The organism is Desulfitibacter sp. BRH_c19 (assembly GCA_001515945.1).
Classification (GTDB): domain Bacteria; phylum Bacillota; class DSM-16504; order Desulfitibacterales; family Desulfitibacteraceae; genus Desulfitibacter.
This window is the reverse complement of record LOER01000018.1, coordinates 19431-37522: the sequence shown is the minus strand read 5'-3', so window position 1 is coordinate 37522 and position 18092 is coordinate 19431. Positions and strand designations below refer to the sequence as shown.

At 37.2% G+C, this 18092-nt stretch carries 16 protein-coding genes and 2 tRNA genes; 3 read left to right on the top strand and 15 right to left on the bottom strand.

Annotated elements, in window-relative coordinates; genetic code table 11:
• Window positions 1-170: 170 nt before the first annotated feature.
• The 11 genes from APF76_06920 to APF76_06870 all read right to left on the bottom strand — a co-directional run bounded on the left by APF76_06920 (window position 171) and on the right by APF76_06870 (window position 13207).
• Window positions 171-1328 carry a hypothetical protein gene (locus tag APF76_06920; protein ID KUO51959.1) on the bottom strand — a complete coding sequence of 386 codons (1158 nt, stop codon included), beginning with the start codon at window positions 1326-1328 and terminating at the stop codon, window positions 171-173.
• Window positions 1329-1355: 27 nt separating this feature from the next.
• Window positions 1356-2546 carry a hypothetical protein gene (locus APF76_06915; GenBank protein ID KUO51958.1) on the bottom strand — a complete coding sequence of 397 codons (1191 nt, stop codon included), beginning with the start codon at window positions 2544-2546 and terminating at the stop codon, window positions 1356-1358.
• Between the two features lie 276 nt (window positions 2547-2822).
• Window positions 2823-4124, bottom strand: coding sequence for a phenylacetate--CoA ligase (locus tag APF76_06910; protein ID KUO51957.1), 1302 nt, complete (start codon window positions 4122-4124; stop codon window positions 2823-2825).
• A 249-nt stretch (window positions 4125-4373) separates the two neighbouring features.
• Window positions 4374-5114: a hypothetical protein gene (locus APF76_06905; GenBank protein KUO51956.1), complete on the bottom strand. Its 741-nt coding sequence runs from the start codon at window positions 5112-5114 to the stop codon at window positions 4374-4376.
• Between the two features lie 305 nt (window positions 5115-5419).
• Window positions 5420-5872 (bottom strand): hypothetical protein, encoded by a 453-nt coding sequence (locus APF76_06900; GenBank protein ID KUO51955.1) that lies wholly within the window; start codon window positions 5870-5872, stop codon window positions 5420-5422.
• Between the two features lie 12 nt (window positions 5873-5884).
• The gene (locus tag APF76_06895; GenBank protein ID KUO51954.1) at window positions 5885-7186 is read right to left on the bottom strand and encodes a phenylacetate--CoA ligase; all 1302 of its coding nucleotides are present in this window, start codon (window positions 7184-7186) and stop codon (window positions 5885-5887) included.
• Between the two features lie 33 nt (window positions 7187-7219).
• Window positions 7220-8137 carry a hypothetical protein gene (locus APF76_06890; GenBank protein KUO51953.1) on the bottom strand — a complete coding sequence of 306 codons (918 nt, stop codon included), beginning with the start codon at window positions 8135-8137 and terminating at the stop codon, window positions 7220-7222.
• A gap of 145 nt (window positions 8138-8282) precedes the next feature.
• Entirely contained in the window at window positions 8283-9869 is a 1587-nt protein-coding gene (locus APF76_06885) for a sodium:solute symporter (protein KUO51952.1), read from the bottom strand.
• Window positions 9870-10657: 788 nt separating this feature from the next.
• A complete protein-coding gene (locus APF76_06880) occupies window positions 10658-12223 on the bottom strand; it encodes an oxidoreductase (GenBank protein KUO51951.1) in 1566 nt (521 codons plus the stop codon).
• Window positions 12216-12806: a hypothetical protein gene (locus tag APF76_06875; protein KUO51950.1), complete on the bottom strand. Its 591-nt coding sequence runs from the start codon at window positions 12804-12806 to the stop codon at window positions 12216-12218. The genes APF76_06880 and APF76_06875 overlap by 8 nt, the downstream gene beginning before the upstream one ends.
• The gene (locus APF76_06870; protein KUO51949.1) at window positions 12803-13207 is read right to left on the bottom strand and encodes a hypothetical protein; all 405 of its coding nucleotides are present in this window, start codon (window positions 13205-13207) and stop codon (window positions 12803-12805) included. The genes APF76_06875 and APF76_06870 overlap by 4 nt, the downstream gene beginning before the upstream one ends.
• Window positions 13208-13474: 267 nt before the next feature.
• On the opposite strand from APF76_06870, the gene APF76_06865 reads away from it, so the two are divergent.
• From APF76_06865 to APF76_06855, 3 genes are all read left to right on the top strand, one after another.
• Window positions 13475-13551: transfer RNA gene (locus tag APF76_06865), tRNA-Met, on the top strand.
• A 6-nt stretch (window positions 13552-13557) separates the two neighbouring features.
• Window positions 13558-13633 (top strand) — tRNA-Trp (locus tag APF76_06860).
• 246 nt (window positions 13634-13879) lie between these two features.
• The gene (locus APF76_06855) at window positions 13880-14434 is read left to right on the top strand and encodes a hypothetical protein (GenBank protein ID KUO51948.1); all 555 of its coding nucleotides are present in this window, start codon (window positions 13880-13882) and stop codon (window positions 14432-14434) included.
• Here APF76_06855 and APF76_06850 read toward each other — a convergent pair.
• The 4 genes from APF76_06850 to APF76_06835 all read right to left on the bottom strand — a co-directional run bounded on the left by APF76_06850 (window position 14402) and on the right by APF76_06835 (window position 17913).
• Entirely contained in the window at window positions 14402-14674 is a 273-nt protein-coding gene (locus APF76_06850) for a hypothetical protein (protein KUO51947.1), read from the bottom strand. The genes APF76_06855 and APF76_06850 overlap by 33 nt on opposite strands.
• On the bottom strand, window positions 14671-14946 hold the full coding sequence (locus APF76_06845) for a hypothetical protein (protein ID KUO51946.1): 276 nt from the start codon (window positions 14944-14946) through the stop codon (window positions 14671-14673). Before APF76_06845 ends, APF76_06850 begins: the two co-directional genes overlap by 4 nt.
• A 43-nt stretch (window positions 14947-14989) precedes the next feature.
• A complete protein-coding gene (locus APF76_06840) occupies window positions 14990-15922 on the bottom strand; it encodes a hypothetical protein (GenBank protein KUO51945.1) in 933 nt (310 codons plus the stop codon).
• Between the two features lie 695 nt (window positions 15923-16617).
• On the bottom strand, window positions 16618-17913 hold the full coding sequence (locus tag APF76_06835; GenBank protein KUO51944.1) for a hypothetical protein: 1296 nt from the start codon (window positions 17911-17913) through the stop codon (window positions 16618-16620).
• Window positions 17914-18092: the final 179 nt, after the last annotated feature.

Here is an 18092-nt window from a genome sequence, read left to right as displayed (position 1 = left end):
TTATGATAGTGGAGATCACTGTACAGCTAAATCTATTGAAATTCAAGGTCCTAATGCTTCAAATACTGATAATACTGACTGTGCAACCTTTGCACCTAGACATTAGGCATAGAAAAAGGACTGTTTAGCAATATAGCTAAGCAGTCCTTACTATTTAAGTCATCAATACATCAAGTTTTCTTATAATACCTTAAAAAAATAGCTAACCCGATTAGTACAGGAATTATTGTTATCATGTACATTATTGAATAACCATAAAAATGGGCAACAACCCCCCATATCAGAGAACCTAAGCCCATACCTATGTCAAAGGCAGAAAAGAAAGTTCCATTAGCTGCACCCCTTCTATTTGGGGCTACATTCCTAATAGTTAGTGCCTGCATGCTGGGCATTACTAGACCTATTCCCAATCCAAACATTATTGCCGCGATTGCAAATAAGTAGTGATTATTTGCAATACTCATCACATACATTGCAGTAGCCATGGAAAAAGATCCAGGCACAATCACCTTATGGTACCCATGTCTATCTGATAATGTTCCACTTAAGGGTCTAGTTACAGCTAACGCCATTGCGTATACTGTAAAGAAAAAACCTATGTTTTCAATACCTTGTTCTATAGCATAAAGAGATATAAATGACACAATTGCCCCAAATGGCAGAACGGTAAACAGCATAACAATGCTTGGCAAAAAGGCTGCAGGTTCAAGGTACTTATAGCTTTTTGTAGTTTCCGCTCTTTCAAATTCTGGACATGTTATTGAAAAGCTTGTAAGTAACGCAAAAATACTAAATACAGCAGCAACTATGAAAAGGGTTGTAAAGTTTGTATAGTATAATAGTAGCAACCCCATAGCAGGAGCTATGGCCATGGAAAAAGTGTTGGTTAATCCGTAGTATCCCATACCTTCACCTAACCGATTAGAAGGTATTAAATCAGAAGCTATTGTACCTGCCGAGGTAGTTGCCATCCCAAATCCTACCCCATGAATTAATCTTACTATAATCAATATTACCAAACCACTTGCCCATGGATAACCAAATATAGCTATTAAACAAACAATTAGACCCATCACAAAAATCTTTTTCCTGCCTCCCTGATCAAGGAGCTTTCCTGCTATAGGCCTTACTATTATGGCCGATATAGCAAATATCCCACCGACAGCGCCAACAGCTACTCTGCCTCCACCAAGCATTTCTACATATAAAGGTAGGGTAGGCATAAGCATTTGAAAGCCTGCAAATAAAAAGAGATTAGTAAGGCATATTAAACAAAAATCTTTTGTCCATAAGGGTGCCTTAATAGACGACTGTAACCCTTCTTTCAAGATAATCCTCTCCTTAGATAAAAACACTTAAACTTTTACTGCATCATCAACTTCCTCATGAACTTCATCAGGACTAGGAAGAAAACTAATTAAAATAACCCCTAAAACAGGTAAATATGTTAGGATCCTAATTGCCATCATAAGGCCATAATTATCTGCAACTAAACCTAATAAAGTTGTGCCAATCCCTCCAGTACCAATTGCAAAACCAAGTACCAACCCAGAAGCAAGGCCAATATTTTCTGGCATTAGTTTTTGTGCATACACAGTGGTAATAGAAAAAGTACAAATCAAGCTTGCTCCAATAAATCCTGTAAATATATATGTGGAAAACCCACTAGAGTTAAAGAGAAAGTACATAAGTGGAAGTGCCGATATAAAGGAAGCATATAGTATGGTTTTTAAACCAAGTTTGTCCGCTATAGGACCACCTATTAATGTTCCTACTGCCCCAAACATTAAAAAAACAGTTAATAATGAGCTACCATAGGCTGTATCCATCTTCAGGTAATCTATATAATATAAAGGTATGTTCATCATTAAACCCATATGGGTCCAAGATCTAATGGTAACTATCAACATAAGTAGAATAATTGGAATAGTAATTATAAACTTGGGTTTTTCATTAATCCTTTTACCCTTATTAATTATTTCTTTATTATATACAATTTGTTTCGTTATATTGGGAAGAAGAACAAGCAATAATCCTCCCATAATTATTCCAATAGCTATAAATCCTCCCGTTCCCCTTAAACCATAAAGCCCAAGGAACATAGCAGCTATAATAGGACCAAGAGCAAACCCAAGATTGCCACCTAAAGAAAAGATAGACATTGCTGTTGCCTTTTTGTTTCCACTTAAATAAAAAACTGCTTTTGAGGCTTCAGGGTGATATCCTGCTACCCCTAAACCAGATAAAGTTACTGTCAATAGCAAGAGATAATAATTTGGTACAAATCCTATTAATGAAACCCCGGCGATTGCGAGAAAACACCCAGCAGGAAGCAGCCAGAGGCACTGATAGCGATCACTAATGAATCCAAATAGGGGTTGAATGATAGAAGATGAAAATGAACTAAATAAAAATATTAAACCCACAGCAAAATAACTTAACTCAAATGCATCTTTTAAATACGGAAGAAACAGAGGAATAGCCCCCTGTGCAATGTCGGTAATCATATGGCCTAAACTAATGAAAAGTATTTTCAGCAAATGCACTGCTTAGCCCCCATTTTATTAAACATACTGTCTCATTTTCAACATAAAACAAAACTTGGCTTGCGCCAAGCAGGCGAAAAAAATTAGCAATTTGGCTGTGTGCCTATGCTGCTAATAAGACTCATATTATATTATCTATATTAAATCATAACTCAAACAAGGTTAAAGTGGCAAGCAGAATAAGACTTGCCTTTCAGCAAGTCTTTAACTGTCTACCAACAAAAGTATAAAATATGAAGTAAAAAGTGAATGATATCACCCATTAATTAACGGAAACTAGATTGCTGCTTTTTGCCTCATGTCAATAACTCTTTTTGCTTTCCCTTGAAATCTCTCCATGGTAAAAGGTTCCATGATACTAATTACAGCCTTTATTGATAATACAGACTGCAGTCTTTTTGTAACTGTTCTTTCAATGCGCTGTATTTCAAGGTGCCCCCTTGTTAAAGCAGCTGCAGTAACCTCAACCTTAACTTCCAATTGATCCATATGATTCTTTTTAGAAACAACAAGCTGATAATGAGGTGCAATACCATCTATTTCCATAAGAACACTCTCTATCTGGGAGGGGAAAACATTTACTCCCCTGATAATTAACATATCATCACTTCTACCCGAGACCTTTGCCATACGCGCTGTAGTCCTTCCACAATGGCAGGGCTCCTGCATTATATACGAAATATCTTTTGTCCTGTATCTTATTACTGGCAGAGCTTCCTTTGTAAGTGTGGTAAAAACTAGTTCACCCTTTTGTCCAGGTTTGACAGATTGCAGAGTATGCGGATCAATTACTTCAACCAAGAAGTGATCCTCACTTATGTGCATACCCTGTTTATATTCACACTCACCTGATACTCCAGGTCCTATTACTTCACTTAATCCATAATTATCTGTTGCAATTATTCCCCATCTTTTTTCAATTTCTTTTCTCATTTCATCACTACAGCCTTCGGCACCAAAAAGACCTACTCTCAGCTTTAAATCTCCTATGAGTCCCATCTTTTCTGCAACCTCTGCCATATGAAGGGCATAGGAGGGCGTACTAACAAGCACGGTAGTTCCAAAATCTTTCATAATCATAATTTGCTTTTCTGTTCCACCAGATGAAGTTGGTACTACTGTTGCCCCTACCTTTTCCAATCCATAGTGAAGTCCAAATGCTCCTGTAAATAATCCATAGCCAAAGGCAACCTGGACTATATCTCTATTAGTTACACCTGCCTGTTTAATGATTCTTGCAACTACCTCTGTCCATGTATTCAGGTCTTTTTGTGTATATCCTACTACTGTTGATTTTCCCGTTGTTCCTGAAGACGCGTGAAGTCTTACAACATCATCCATGGGGACTGCAAAAAGCCCATAGGGGTAATTATCCCTAAAATCATCTTTTGTTGTAAAAGGAAGTTTAGTAACATCCTCCAAACTTTGAATATCTTCAGGTTTAACTCCCATTTCATCTAACCTTTTTCTATAAAATGGTACGTTATTATATATTTTCATTACAGTATCCTGTAATCTATTTAACTGTAATTGATTTAACTCTTCTCTAGCTATAGTTTCTTCTCTTGACCATACCATTAGTTAGTCACCTCCATTTTGGCTTTTAAATGTCTTTGGCCAAAAACCTCTTGGAGATGACTGAAAATATCAAATTTCATTCCTACCATCCTTCCATTCTACATATTAAGTTATTATCTGAAAGTTATTAGTTAATGACCCCAAGACTCGCGCTTAAGGTCATTAACTAAATTATATTCAACTTAAAACTAAAAAATCCTGTTTTAGTTTAGATTTTTTTATCCTTTCTCCTAGGCATTTGTTTCCTCATTATACGTGGAAGTCATTATACTTCTTAGAATCTGATGCTTCTTCTTCATTTTCATTTGTAAAGAGAGTACTCTTATTAGAATAGCCATTTTTACCTTCAATAATTGTTCTTTCAGTATTGGGTAAAACCTCTATATCTATCAATAGTGCTACTTTTGCTTGCTCATTTAACCATTGTGAGAACTCTTCTACATTGCAGCTAAAAAATTTAGTAACTTCCTCATCCAACAAGATGGTTTTACCAAAATCATTTACCTGAACATTACTCTTATCAATGATTTTGGAAATAGATGAAGTAACGTTAAAATTTTCTACAAGGTTATCTTTAATCATTATTCTTTTTGGATCAGTATCTTTGTCATAGCCAACGATACGATATGGTACTATGTTATTTTCCAAAACCTTTAATAAAAGATACTGCCCCTTGCCATGTATTACTTTATAGGAATTTTGCTTTGTATCTTGTACCCACATGTCCTTAACCGGCTGTAGTTTTTCATGTAATTCTCTATGCTGGCCTTTTAACTCCTCACTTTCTCGCCAATCTAAATTAAGAAGCTCCTCTTCCTTCCCATGATAACCACATACATTACACAGGAATTTGTGTGGTAAAACAAACGGCACCCAGCAAATAAAAAAACCATAGGGTATAAAAAGGAGAACAATACAACCTACCACCCTCAAACCTGTAGATGAGGTTCTCTCATGGCTGTCACTTGTGCATTGGGGACAGATTTTCATATTAACACTCCAAACACCTAAATTTTTAGTACGGTACCCCATTAGAATATCACATAAGCAACCCTATTTAAAGGCAGATATGAGTATAAAACAAAACTTGGTTTGCGCCAGTAGTTCTAGCATTGTGCCTTTTGCGATGAGTAGAAATACCAGTACTATAGTGCGCCAAGTCCTTAGACGTAGGCGGAAGCCTTAGTCTTTGTGAATACTATCTACTTTGTTTGAACTTATACTTCTTTCTGATAGTATAAAAATAAGCCTCTGCTCTAAAAGCAAAGGCCCCTTTATAACATATTATTCTGTTTTCAATCCCAGCAGTAATAAATTAAGTCTGCTGCTTCTTCCTCGGTAATAATCAAACGTATGCCTTTTTCCTTTAAACCTTCAGCAGCTTCTTCTAGATTATCAACTCTAAAGATTACAAGTGCCTTCCTTGGTTTTGCACCCATAAAGGCATACATATACTCAATATTAACTTTTCTTTCATCTAATATATTCAAAACTGCATCAAGTCCTCCAGGTGTATCATCCATTTCAACTGCGATTACATCTGCCAATTTTACAGTAAAATTCTTTTCCTTAAGTATTATTACTGCTAACTCTGGCTTATCTACTATTAGCCTAAGAACCCCAAAATCTGAAGTGTCAGCTAAATTAAGAGCTCTAATATTTATTTTGTTTTCTGCCAGAGCAGAGGTTACTGCCCTTAAACGGCCAGGTGTATTTTCTAGAAAAACTGATATTTGTTTTACAACCATCAAAATTCCTCCTTATATTTTTCTCTTATCAATAACCCTTTGAGCCTTTCCTTCACTTCTAGCTATTTTCTTTGGTTCTACTAGTTTTACTGTTACAGAAACTCCAAGAACACTTTCTATTTCATTTCTAATTTTTTTACTTATTACCTCAAGCTGCCTTACTTCATCAGAAAACATTTTCTCAGAAACCTCAACCTGAACCTCTAATATATCCAAGCTACCAATTCTATCTACAACTAATATATAATGAGGCTCTGTTTCGCCAATTTCCAGGAGAACGTGCTCTATCTGCGATGGGAAAACATTTACACCCCTAATAATTAGCATGTCATCTGTTCTACCTTCAATTCTACCTATCTTAACACTTGTCCTGCCGCATTCACATTCTTCTATAATTAACCTGGAAATATCTCCAGTTCGATACCGTATAATAGGCAATGCTTCTTTGGTGAGAGAAGTAAATACAAGCTCCCCTCTTTCTCCAGGTGGAAGCACTTCCCCTGTTTCAGGGTTTATAATTTCAACAATAAAATGATCCTCCATAACGTGTAAACCATTTTTATGCTTACACTCAACTGCCACACCTGGGCCTATTATTTCACTAAGCCCATATATATCAATTGCTAATATTCCTAATCTCTGCTCAATTTCCTTGCGCATATTCTCCGACCAGGGCTCAGCTCCAAATATTCCTGCCTTTAATTTAAAGTCCTCAGGCCCTAATCCCATTTCCTCTATAACTTCAGCTATAAATAAGGCATAGGATGGTGTACAGGTTATTATAGTACTTCCATAGTCCTTCATTATCATTACCTGTCTTTTAGTATTACCACCTGAAATGGGAATTATGGACGCGCCAATTTTCTCTGCACCATAATGTACACCAAGACCCCCTGTAAATAAACCATATCCATAAGCATTTTGAATGACATCCTCTTTTTGTGCTCCAGCGCTCATAAGAGAACGTGCCATAAGCTCTGACCAGTTATTAATATCATTTCTTGTATATCCAACAACCGTGGGCTTTCCTGTAGTACCTGATGAGGAATGAATTCTTACAACCTCACTCAAATTAACGGCAAACATTCCATATGGATAGTTATCCCTTAAATCTGTCTTTCTGGTAAACGGAAATTTTTGCAGATCCTCCAGGGTTTTTAAATCCTTAGGTTCCACACCTGCTGTTTGCATTGTTTTTCTATAATGATTTACATTGTGATAGGCTCTTTCAAGGGTTTGTTTTAATCTTTCTAATTGTAAATGCTGTAGTTCATTTCTTGTTAGGCATTCATATTTTTCATTCCAATACATAATTTTTACCTCCTATAAGCAAATTAGTGCTTGTTATTACTGCTCTTCTGTTCTCTCTATTTCTTCCAATCTATTAGTTTGCCACTTTTGATCTCTTGATAACTGCAATATAATAATTGACACAAGTATGAGAGTTCCGCCTAAAAACTGCTCTACAGCTAGGACTTCTGAGAAAATAATAGCTGCCAAAACTATTGTCACAACTGGCTCAAAAGTACTCACTATAGCTACCTTAGACGGACCAATCATGCTAATCCCAGCATAGAGGCCCCCGATAGCTAATACAGTTGAAAAAAGTGCTATTCCCAGTGCACTAAGTAAAACAACGCCTGATACTGAATAATCTATCTTGCCAGTAATACTGCCTCCTATAGTGAAAAATCCAGCTGCAGATAAAGTAACAATGGTGGAACTGGGCAGCCAATGAACCTCTTTTAGTACCCTATTACTCATTACAATATACAATGCATAAAGTACTGCTGTCGCAAGAACTGAAATAACTCCCCTAATATTTAAATTTTCAAAGGTTGGTCCTAGTACAAGTATTAAACCCACTCCTGATACAATTAGGGCAATGACTTTTTTGGGATACATTTTTTCATCACCTAGCAAGTAGGCCATTATGCAGACAATTGTCGGATAAGTATACAAAACAAGGCTAGCTACTGAAGCAGGTATCAAAGACACCCCATAGAAAAACAAATTTGACAGAACACCATAACCCGCTGCACCAAGTCCAATTAAGTATAATAACTGCCTTCTCTTTATACTCCAAGGTGTGTTTGATACTTTCATTATTAATAAAAACAGTAGACTTGCTGCCACAAAACGGATAGCTAATACTGTTATTACATTGGAACCATGCGCATAGGCAATCTTAGCAAATATTGCCATGGAGCCAAATCCCGCTGCTGATAATCCTGTAATTATTATACCTAGTTTACTTTTATCCACTTCCAGCCCGCCTTATATGAATGAACTTTCCTCAATTATCATCAATATATCACTATAATTCAATAGGTTATATTAACTTTGCTGGAAATTTCTTGTTCTATTGGCGGTCAACAAGCTTTGTTTATTGGTTACTAAAGCATTAATTTCAAGCATTACTCTTTGCTAAAGCTGTTTTTTGTGTTACATCACTTTCCTGCTCCTGGGTTAAAAGACTAACAACCACCAGGGTAAAAGCCGCAATAGGAAGACTTACAAGCATTGGGTCAACCACAGTCCAGGGAGAACTAAGTAAAGTGCTTTTATCAAATAGAGCTTTACTTATGCCTATAGCATTAGCTTCTTTGGCATGGATAAACATCATATAAAGAATATTTGCAAATGAACCCACTATCATGCTTGCTATAGCACCTGATCTTGTTGCCTTTTTCCAGAAAAGAGCTGCACTATAAGCTGGCAAGAAGGTTGATGCACATATCCCAAAAAACATGGCCGTTGAAATCGCAATAATGCTAGGGGGAAGTTTAAAGCATAACCATACAGTTGCCAATAAAGCGACTATTATACCTCCCCTGTGACCTAGTAAACCTGAAGATTTATAAAGATCATGGCTTATTGACGTTCCAATAGCATGAAATTGCCCGCTCAAGGTTGACATCGCTGCTGCCAGAAGTGTTAGAAGCAGCAAATATGAAAACCATTCCGGCATAGCCATATTTATATAAAGAGGAATTATTCTATCTATATTTGCCACATTAGTGACTGGATCAACAGAGGCAGCTAGGGATATTTGTCCTAGGTTTTGATGAAAATACACATTTGTCAAAGAACCTACCAAAAAAGCTACACCAGTCATCATAATGATAAATACTCCACCAATGGCTACTGCCCTGTTTAATTCCTTGGGACCTTTGACAGTCATATAGCGTACAATCAACTGCGGCTGAGCCAAGACGCCTATCCCTACTCCAAGAACTAAGGTTGAAACTAAGACCCACCACTGTTCTGAAATAAACTTTGGCATTTGAGTCCATCCCTGATGCCCCTGGGCAACAAGGTTTTCTGGGACCAAGTGTGCTAGATTTGTTAATGCCATATGCGCATTTGTAACTCCACCTAATTGAATGTACGTAGCAATTAAAAGAATGAACATACCCACAAACATTAAAGTTCCTTGAAAAGCATCGTTGTAAAATACCCCTTTAAGTCCACCAGTCATAACATAAATTCCTACTATTATTCCAAAAATCCATACTGTAGTGCTGTATGGCACATCTAATACAAGTTGTAAAAACCAAGCTGCCCCTATCATTACTGCAGCTGCATACAAGGGCATTGTCAGCGAGATGATCACCGCTGCGTATTGTTGAATAAATTTTGAGTCATATCTTTTACCCAAAAGCTCAGGAAAAGTACTCACATTTAATTCTTTGCTTAAGCGCAATGTAGGCTTCCCAAAAAGAATGAATGCTAAGAAAATACCCACAAATATATTTAGAAATGCCAGCCACATCATACCCATCCCAAAAAGTGCTGCCGCACCACCAAACCCTATAATGGCGGAAGTACTAATGAAAGTTGAACCATAGGCCATTGCCATCAAAAATGGATGAGCGTTTCCCCCAGCAATTAAGTAGTCCTTGGAGCTCTTTGTTCGGCTGTAAGCCAAGTACGTTAAACCAGCGACAATAGCTAGATAAAGAATAATTAAACCATATAGCAAAATATTGTTCATATTAACCCTTCCTTTCTCAGTTTAGAATACAGGATTCAGTAGTCAGAATAAAAGCTTAAAACTAAAATTTTGTTTAATTGTCACTATTCCACTTAACAACTCCGTAAACAACGCATAAAATTGCAGATAGTAAAGTTAAAATATAAGCCATAGAAACCTGCCAATCAGATATTCCAAACATTTTTTCACCTCCTTAGCAATATAGTTTGGGGACATTCCTCGGACACAAAATTCACCCTGTAATTGAGGTGTGTCCCCTTTCCTACATAGGAAAAACCGTCCCTCTAATGAAACGAGGGACGGTTCTTAACCGCGGTACCACCCTTTTAAGCAACTAGACAGTTGCCCCCTTAGTCCAGTACCCGTTAGCTGTTGGTAAAATATAAAAAGCTTTTCATCCTGTAGGGACGAAAAGCTTATGCTTAGCGCGGTACCACCCTAATAGCTAGAAAATATCTAGCCACCTTGAGTTTCCTGTACGGGGTATATCTACCCGATACTGGCTTCATTTTAACGGAGAAGATCCGGTTCGGACTACTTACTGCTTTCGGAGCAGTTTCACCCTACAGCTCAAGAGCGAACTTCAGTATACCTCTTTCCTAAAGATGCTTCCAGTCTATGGCACCTTATCCCTGAAGGACTTCAGTCTACCTACTTTTCTCTTTCATCACTTTTAAATATAGTTTGATTGTTTGCAAGTATACCATATGTCCAAACACCTTGGCAATAGATTTTCAGAAATTATTTCAGTAAATTACTCTATTAAATATCTAATGTCCAAAGTATGTCTATAAGTCTCCCATTTTTGCCTTCTCTTTTATATAATCTCCTGTTCTTTTAGCGATTGCCATTACTGTCAAGGTTGGGTTAGCAGGTGTAGAAGTTACAAAAACACTTGCGTCACATATGAACAGATTAGGAATATCATGACTTTGACAGTACTCATTCACCACAGAGTTTTTTGGGTCATTTCCCATTCTGCATGTTCCCATTAAATGGGCACTATCTTCAACTACAAATTCAACCTTCCCATCTGCAGCTTCCATAATATCCTTACATTTTGCGATTCCTGATTCTATAATTGCCAGATCATTTTCACCGTAGCTGAAACTTATCCTTGGCACAGGCAACCCATAACTGTCTTTTATATTAGGATCGAGGGTAACGCAGTTTTTCTCATTTGGCAACACCTCTCCAATTAGGGTAACTCTTGAATAATGATTGTAGTCTCTGGTGACCTCTCGTAAGTGTTCCCCATAGAGCAAATAATGTCCTGCAACCTGTCTCACAAAACCCACAGGTCTAAATCCATGGGAATGTATTGAAAAGCCTCTTACATAGCCGTTGTTTTCATTGGTTTCATAAAAATCCTGTGTTGTTGCCATTACAGGGGTTCCTTTATATGGGAGTATCTCTTTATCAAATCTTGCATAAATATCATGGCTACTGTGAGGCATTAAGTTTTTCCCTACCATGCCACTACTGTTTGCTAAGCCGTCAGGAAATTTAGGTGTTGAGGAATTAAAAAGTAACCTGGGTGTTTCTATGACAAAGGCAGAGAGTATGACAACTTTTGCCTTTTGTAAAATCTCCTTCCCTTCATGGGTATATTCCACACCAGTAACCTTCCCCTTTGAGGTTTCTATCCGTGTTGCCATAGAGTTTTGCCTTATTTCAGCACCAGCATTTTCTGCCCATCTAGCATATGTTATCAGGGTGCTAAACTTAGCATTGGGTATACACCCCTGATTGCAGAAGCCCCTATTGGTACACGGCGGCCTATCATTGTGTGGCATAGATAGTATGGCTAATGGTACCACCGAGCTTCGTATACCTAATCTCTCACATCCTACCATGAATACCTCTGCCACCGCATTTACTGGATTCCTCTGAGGAAGAGGATATGGACCATTAAAGGCTCCCCACGGAAAATGCTTTGGACCTGAGACCCCTATTTCTTTTTCCAGAATTGTATAATATGGCTCTAAATCTTTATACCCAATTGGCCAGTCCTCTGCTACTCCATCTTTTGATTTAACTTTAAAATCAGATGGATGAAATCTTAATGAAACTCCAGAAAAATGATTAGTACCTCCTCCCACACCCTTTCCAGAGTTATTATGACCCATTTTAAGGGGGTTTTTCCCTTCCACTATTCGTAAATCATTCCAGGCAAGCATACTGTTCATTTCAACTTCGTCACTTACCCATTCACTTTGAGGATCCATTAAAGGCCCAGCTTCAAGAAGAACAACAGAAAATCCATCCTCACTAAGCTCCTTTGCAAGGACGCTGCCTGCTGCCCCTGCTCCAACAATACAAAAATCTACTGTTTCATTTATCCATTTACTCATTCATTTTAGCCTCCCATGGATCCTTTCCCCCAAGTTCAACACGAACATAACCCCTAGGATAGGCAGGCCCAGCATATCCTATTTGGGACCAAATTTCTGGCTGCGAATAAAATCCGGAAACAGCTTGGGTTAAAAAATCCTTAAAGAATTTCTTCCCATTAATTTTCTGCCAAGCTCGGCCACCTGGGTTGCCCTGCCTTATAGCCTCTAATACTTTTATTTTCTGCTCATGACTTAATTCACCAAAGTCCTTACCGCTATACATGGCCGCAGATGCTTCTTGAATTCCTTTTAAGCCCTCTAAATATAGAATTTCCGCTTCCGGAAGTGTTGCTTCTCTATAGCCTTTGCCCTTATTCTTTTCTAGTTGTTCCCCAATGAAGGCCGCCACTCTTTTTATAATATCTTCATTTTCCTCAGCCAAGAGAACCTTAAGCACGTCAATTAATAGTTCTTTTTGTTTATCTGAAAAAAACATGATTTTCTCACCTGATGCAATTCTTTGCTCTATAAGTTTTTGAGTCCTCTCATCCCATTCCTCAAAGGATCTCATCACATCAAATTCCTTGTAACGAGTATTCATTTAAATATCACCTGCCAGTAGAGTACTGCTAAACCAAGCAGGCCGTTTCCCACTAAAGTTAAAGGCAGTACTATGGGAGGACCAGTTAAAATATTATTCATTTGCAACCCTCCGACCCGTAGGTTTACACCTCTGACATGTAAGGTAAAGCCCACTAACCCAACTAAAAGTATAATAACAAGTAGCACAGCAAGAATTGTCCTTATTATTGGCAAGTTATACAATACCAGCAATCCTGCAGTAATGGCAATTATGGGCGCGAGACTTACAGGCCCCCACATTATCACATGCCGGAAATTTCCCCGGTAATGATAAAGAAAGATTTGAATTCCAAGACCTACAAAAACAAAAAATATATACAAATAAACAATTCTCTCAACTGGCCAACCCTGCCAATTCATGTGGATCACTACTCCTCATTTAATATTTATTCTAAGGTTAAATTTCCCCCAAAAAACTATTTAATTCATCTAAAACAAAAACTTTAGGTTTTACCCTGGAATTGCAGTAGAATTGACCGTAAATAATCACAGCCGCGAATAAACATGGTTGTTATTATAACTTATCTGTGGTAGAATAATTATCTGCACGAAATACTTTAAAGTGCTTTTTACCATAAAATTTCTTTTACTTTTTAAATTGACCGTGCTATAATATACTAGTGCCATGGCGGTGTAGCTCAGCTGGCTAGAGCATGCGGTTCATACCCGCAGAGTCGTAGGTTCAAGTCCTACCACCGCTACCATAATGCAGGGGTGTAGCTCAATTGGTAGAGTAGTGGACTCCAAATCCATTGGTTGCGTGTTCAAGTCGCGTCACCCCTGCCAAATTTAATAAACTTACTACAAACAATAGGTTTGTAGTTTTTTGATTCTACAGACAGGATATTCCTGTCTTTTTACACTATCATTAAGTATAACTTTATAACACTCAGACAGACTAAAGACAAATAACAGGGTAATAGATTTAAAAAACAATGGCAACTGTGATAAATGTCATACTCAATAGTGGAATTATTATTTATACTTACTTTAAAAGAAACAAGAATGAATTTATTTAAAAGGGGTGTTATGATGTTAGCTACCAAACAATTGAAAGAAGAACATGCTGCAGTCAAATTTATGTTGAAGGTGTTAGATAATATTTGTGCCAGAATTTCAAAAGGGGAAGAAGTGGACCCCAATCATCTGACTAGGATTACCGAGTTTTTAATAGTCTTTGTAGACAAATGCCATCATGCCAAAGAAGAAGAAATACTATTCCCGCAACTAGAAAAAATGGGTGTTATTAATAAAGGTGGGCCTATTGGCACCTTGTTGGAAGAGCATAATATCGGAAGAAATTATATTAAAGGACTAAGAGAAGCCGTTGAAAGATACTCAGCAAAGGATTATTCTGCTACCGAAGATCTACTTAAAAATACACAAGGTTATAAAAATTTACTAACTCAGCACATAGAGGAAGAGGATACCAATATTTTTGTTTTAGCTGACCAGCTTATAAACGAAGAAATGCAGGAAAAACTAGCAGAGGAATTCGAGAAAATAGAAGTGGAAAGGATAGGAACTGGAAAACACGAGGAGTTTCATGAACTTTTACATGAACTTGAACATACGTATCTTTCTTAAAACAACAAAGGCCAGCACAGTTCCTATTTCGGCACCTGAAATAAGAAATGAAGCAGCAATAGGGTAGAATGCATAAGGACCTCCTGGCATTAATGCTCCGGCTATAGCCCCTAAAAAAATGTCCTTAATCCCAGCGTCTTTTCCCAGCCACTTATTAATAGTTTCTTTTGTGATAAGAACTTGAATCATTCCTGCTAGTAAAAATGCAGTTATAATTAAAGGCAGGACCTCTAATATCATTTTACCTCATGGTGAGCTTCGTCCACAATTAATGTATCGCAGATTTCGCTGATTGCTGTCAAATAATAATCAGAAAACCTTTGTAACAATGACATTGTGGTAACAACAATATTAGATCTATTAAGAATCTTCTGTAATTCAGAAATTTCCTTGGGAGTTGTGCGTAGTGTTGTAACAGTAGGTCTAAGTGCGGTATCCTTAATTACACCAATACTTTGTAAAATACATAGTACTCCACTCCGAAAGCCCCATTTAACCCCTCTCCTTATCAAAAACTCTTATGCCTTCGCATATTAGTCGCTGGCACGGTAGTACTTAAACTGCTCCGAGAATCCAGCCTTCCTCTTCAATACAGGCTTGAATCTGCTGAGGACTCAACCCTTTAGGCTGAGTAAAAAGATGTTCAAGCGAACCTTGTAAATCTAGTTCGGCAGCCCATTCACACATTGCCCGAACTTGGGCTCTGTCACGAATTAAATCAGGATAAATAATCATCATCTGACGAACTCTATCATCCACAACGCCTGGCCATATTTCTGCGTGTAAAACGAAGGGACCTTGAGCAACTGACGGCGTTACAGTAAATAGTGTTTCAAACGGCCAAACGCGACTGAATTGAACTAATTCCAGGTGTCGGCGCAGCTTGTATAGATAAGGAATGCCCACCAGTGCCTGACTACCTACCCGCCCTGGCCCAAATAGCCCCCATACCTCCTGTGTTCCTGGCAACCGGTTTTCAACTATGCGGAGTCTCTGCAAAACTCCACACGCAGTGATAAAAGGAAAACCTGGTGAGTAACGTTTTAAATTGTTAGTTTCATATTGGGTTGGACAACCCCAGAACGGTCCAGTCTTACCACATCCTGTAATTGCATTCAGTTCTCCAGCGGCATGGAACCTATTATTTTGGTTGTTAGTTCTATCTTCTACCCTTAATGCCAGTTCAGTCCAGATTTCCCACCATGCTTGAGTACCGGAAGGAAGATTTAACGCTCTTGCAAAACCGCTTGGGTAACCGTAAGGAAAATCAAATCCCACAAGCACCCTTCGCTTTTCCTTGACATGTTCTAATAGCACGTTTATGACATGTGAGGCACCATCTTTTCGAGTTTGGTGATATGTTTCCTGTTGGTAGTTTAAGCTAGGGATAAGCTCTCCGGACCACACCGCGTCTGCTGTTGGCCTCCGTGGCTGAACTCCATTAGCAGCACTCCAATCGACAAATATGTATGCATCAAATAACAGCAATATCATCCCTCCATGGATATCATTTCCAACTGCCCATTATAGACAATATTATCCTGGACTTTTGGAATGTGTTGAATCATCCACTTCTTCTTTAATGTACTTTTTGGACAATTTCTCCATAAAATTTACATTTCCTGCAACATTATGGAAATATGTTAGTATAAAGCACAAATGAAAAAGAGTGCATAGCGCACCCTTAAAAATAGAATTTTGGATATTTACTTTGTAGCGTATTTTATAAAGAGTGCGTATTAAGCATTAATTTAATTCTTTTCATAAATGCTACTACAGACTTTATATTTTACTCACACCATTTCTAAACCTGTTTACAACTGCATTAGTTATAAGTGCAATTAAAGCTGAAATAATTAGTTTATATAATGCCATATATGTAATTGCAATTTTAAAATATTCTCTTATTTTGTCCCATGTTGTTGCTGTTTCCAGCTAATACTTACTAAAAATACACTCAAATACCCTAACATTGAATAAGATATTATAAAACTTATAAAGAACCATTTAGTAATTTTCATGGGCTTCCCCCTATTTTTGGAATATTATAACCACAATGTACTATATAATCAATTTGTTGCACATAATCCATCGACCTGTGCCGCATCATATAGATGGATAGGTTTAATAATCCATTTTACTCAACTACATCTACCCTGACACATTATGTAGACGAATAGTAACTACCTTAGTTCTAGAATATCTTGATTTAACTTTATATTAGCAGAGCTAACTAATTCATCACGGTACTTCTGAAAATACTCATTACCCCCATCTTGGAGGTTTGAAGTTAATTCTCCTCTATCAATGGCTTCCTGAACTAACATCTCTCCTAACCTTCTTATAATTTCAAATTCTACTGCCTCATTAGGATATATATCCTCCCAATACTCTTTTTCAGATACTCCATAGGCATCTAATACTTCATCTGGTAAAATTGCTCTTGTATCTTCTATGTCTCTAAGCTGGTTCTCTATTAGTTCATCTGCTTCTTGTTTAGATAATTTGATCTCTCTTTGCTGAGCCTCATGAAGAAGTAATTTGTATCCTGCCCTTATCTTAATCGCCTCTTCAACAGAAACATCCATTCTGGAACCCTTTATTATAATTTCTACCTCGTCTCTTGTAATAATAATTTCATTATTTATAATTGCTGCCTCATTTTGTTGGGGAAATAAATAATTATATATTATTTCTTCTTGACTACTGGAATCTAGAATGCTTCTTTTAAGATATGTTAACCTTCCATCTCCATCCCAACTTTTTGGTATGTAAAAAAAGTCTTCTCTTCCCTCAGCTAATATCTTTATTTCTTTTGTTAGTACATTATACAAAACCATATCTACTGTGTTATACCACTCTGTTAGAGGTAACAGTTTTACATTGCTGAATTTACCAATTGCTATCCATTTTGAATCAGGAGACCAAAGGGGGCTTCCAACATATGGTATTGCATCTATTTTCTTAAACCAATCCATAGATATAAGGTAGCCTACTCGCTCTGAACTAGAACCTGCATCCGCAAAGACAAAATTAGTATCTGGTGACCAGTAAAACTTACATAGTCTATCTTCTACATCTGCAATTTGAATTGGCTCCACTTCTCCAACTCTCCATATGTACATTTTGTCATCCCAGCCATCTTTACCCCATGAAAAGGCTACTAACTTATTATCAATAGACCAATCCTGCCTAATAACAGCCTCCATTTCTTCTAGATAGTCTCTAATGATTTCAAAGGTGCTACTAGTTATTTTTAAAATTTCCTCTAAATCCTGCCCATTACTATCATTTTCTTGGTATTTATTCATTTCTTCATCATTAATCAATTGTTCTACCTTATAGTCAACACCTTCTTCTCCTTTACCATTAGGAGCTTCTAATGTATTTGAACAGGAAAGAGTAGAGAAAGAAAAAAGGGTAATAAGTATTATCAAGCTAATTCTAGTTTTAATGTTTATGAACATAAATCTATACATTTTAACCTCCACCTTTATAATTCCTTATTAATAAGTACCATAAGAAGCCAATTTGTTACACTTAAAATGAAAATAATCCTCTTTCTATGAGGATTATTAAAGCCTCAGGAGATTAAACAACAAATCTTGATGAAATAAAACAATTCACGGAAAATCCAAATATTATTTTTTTTCTAGTG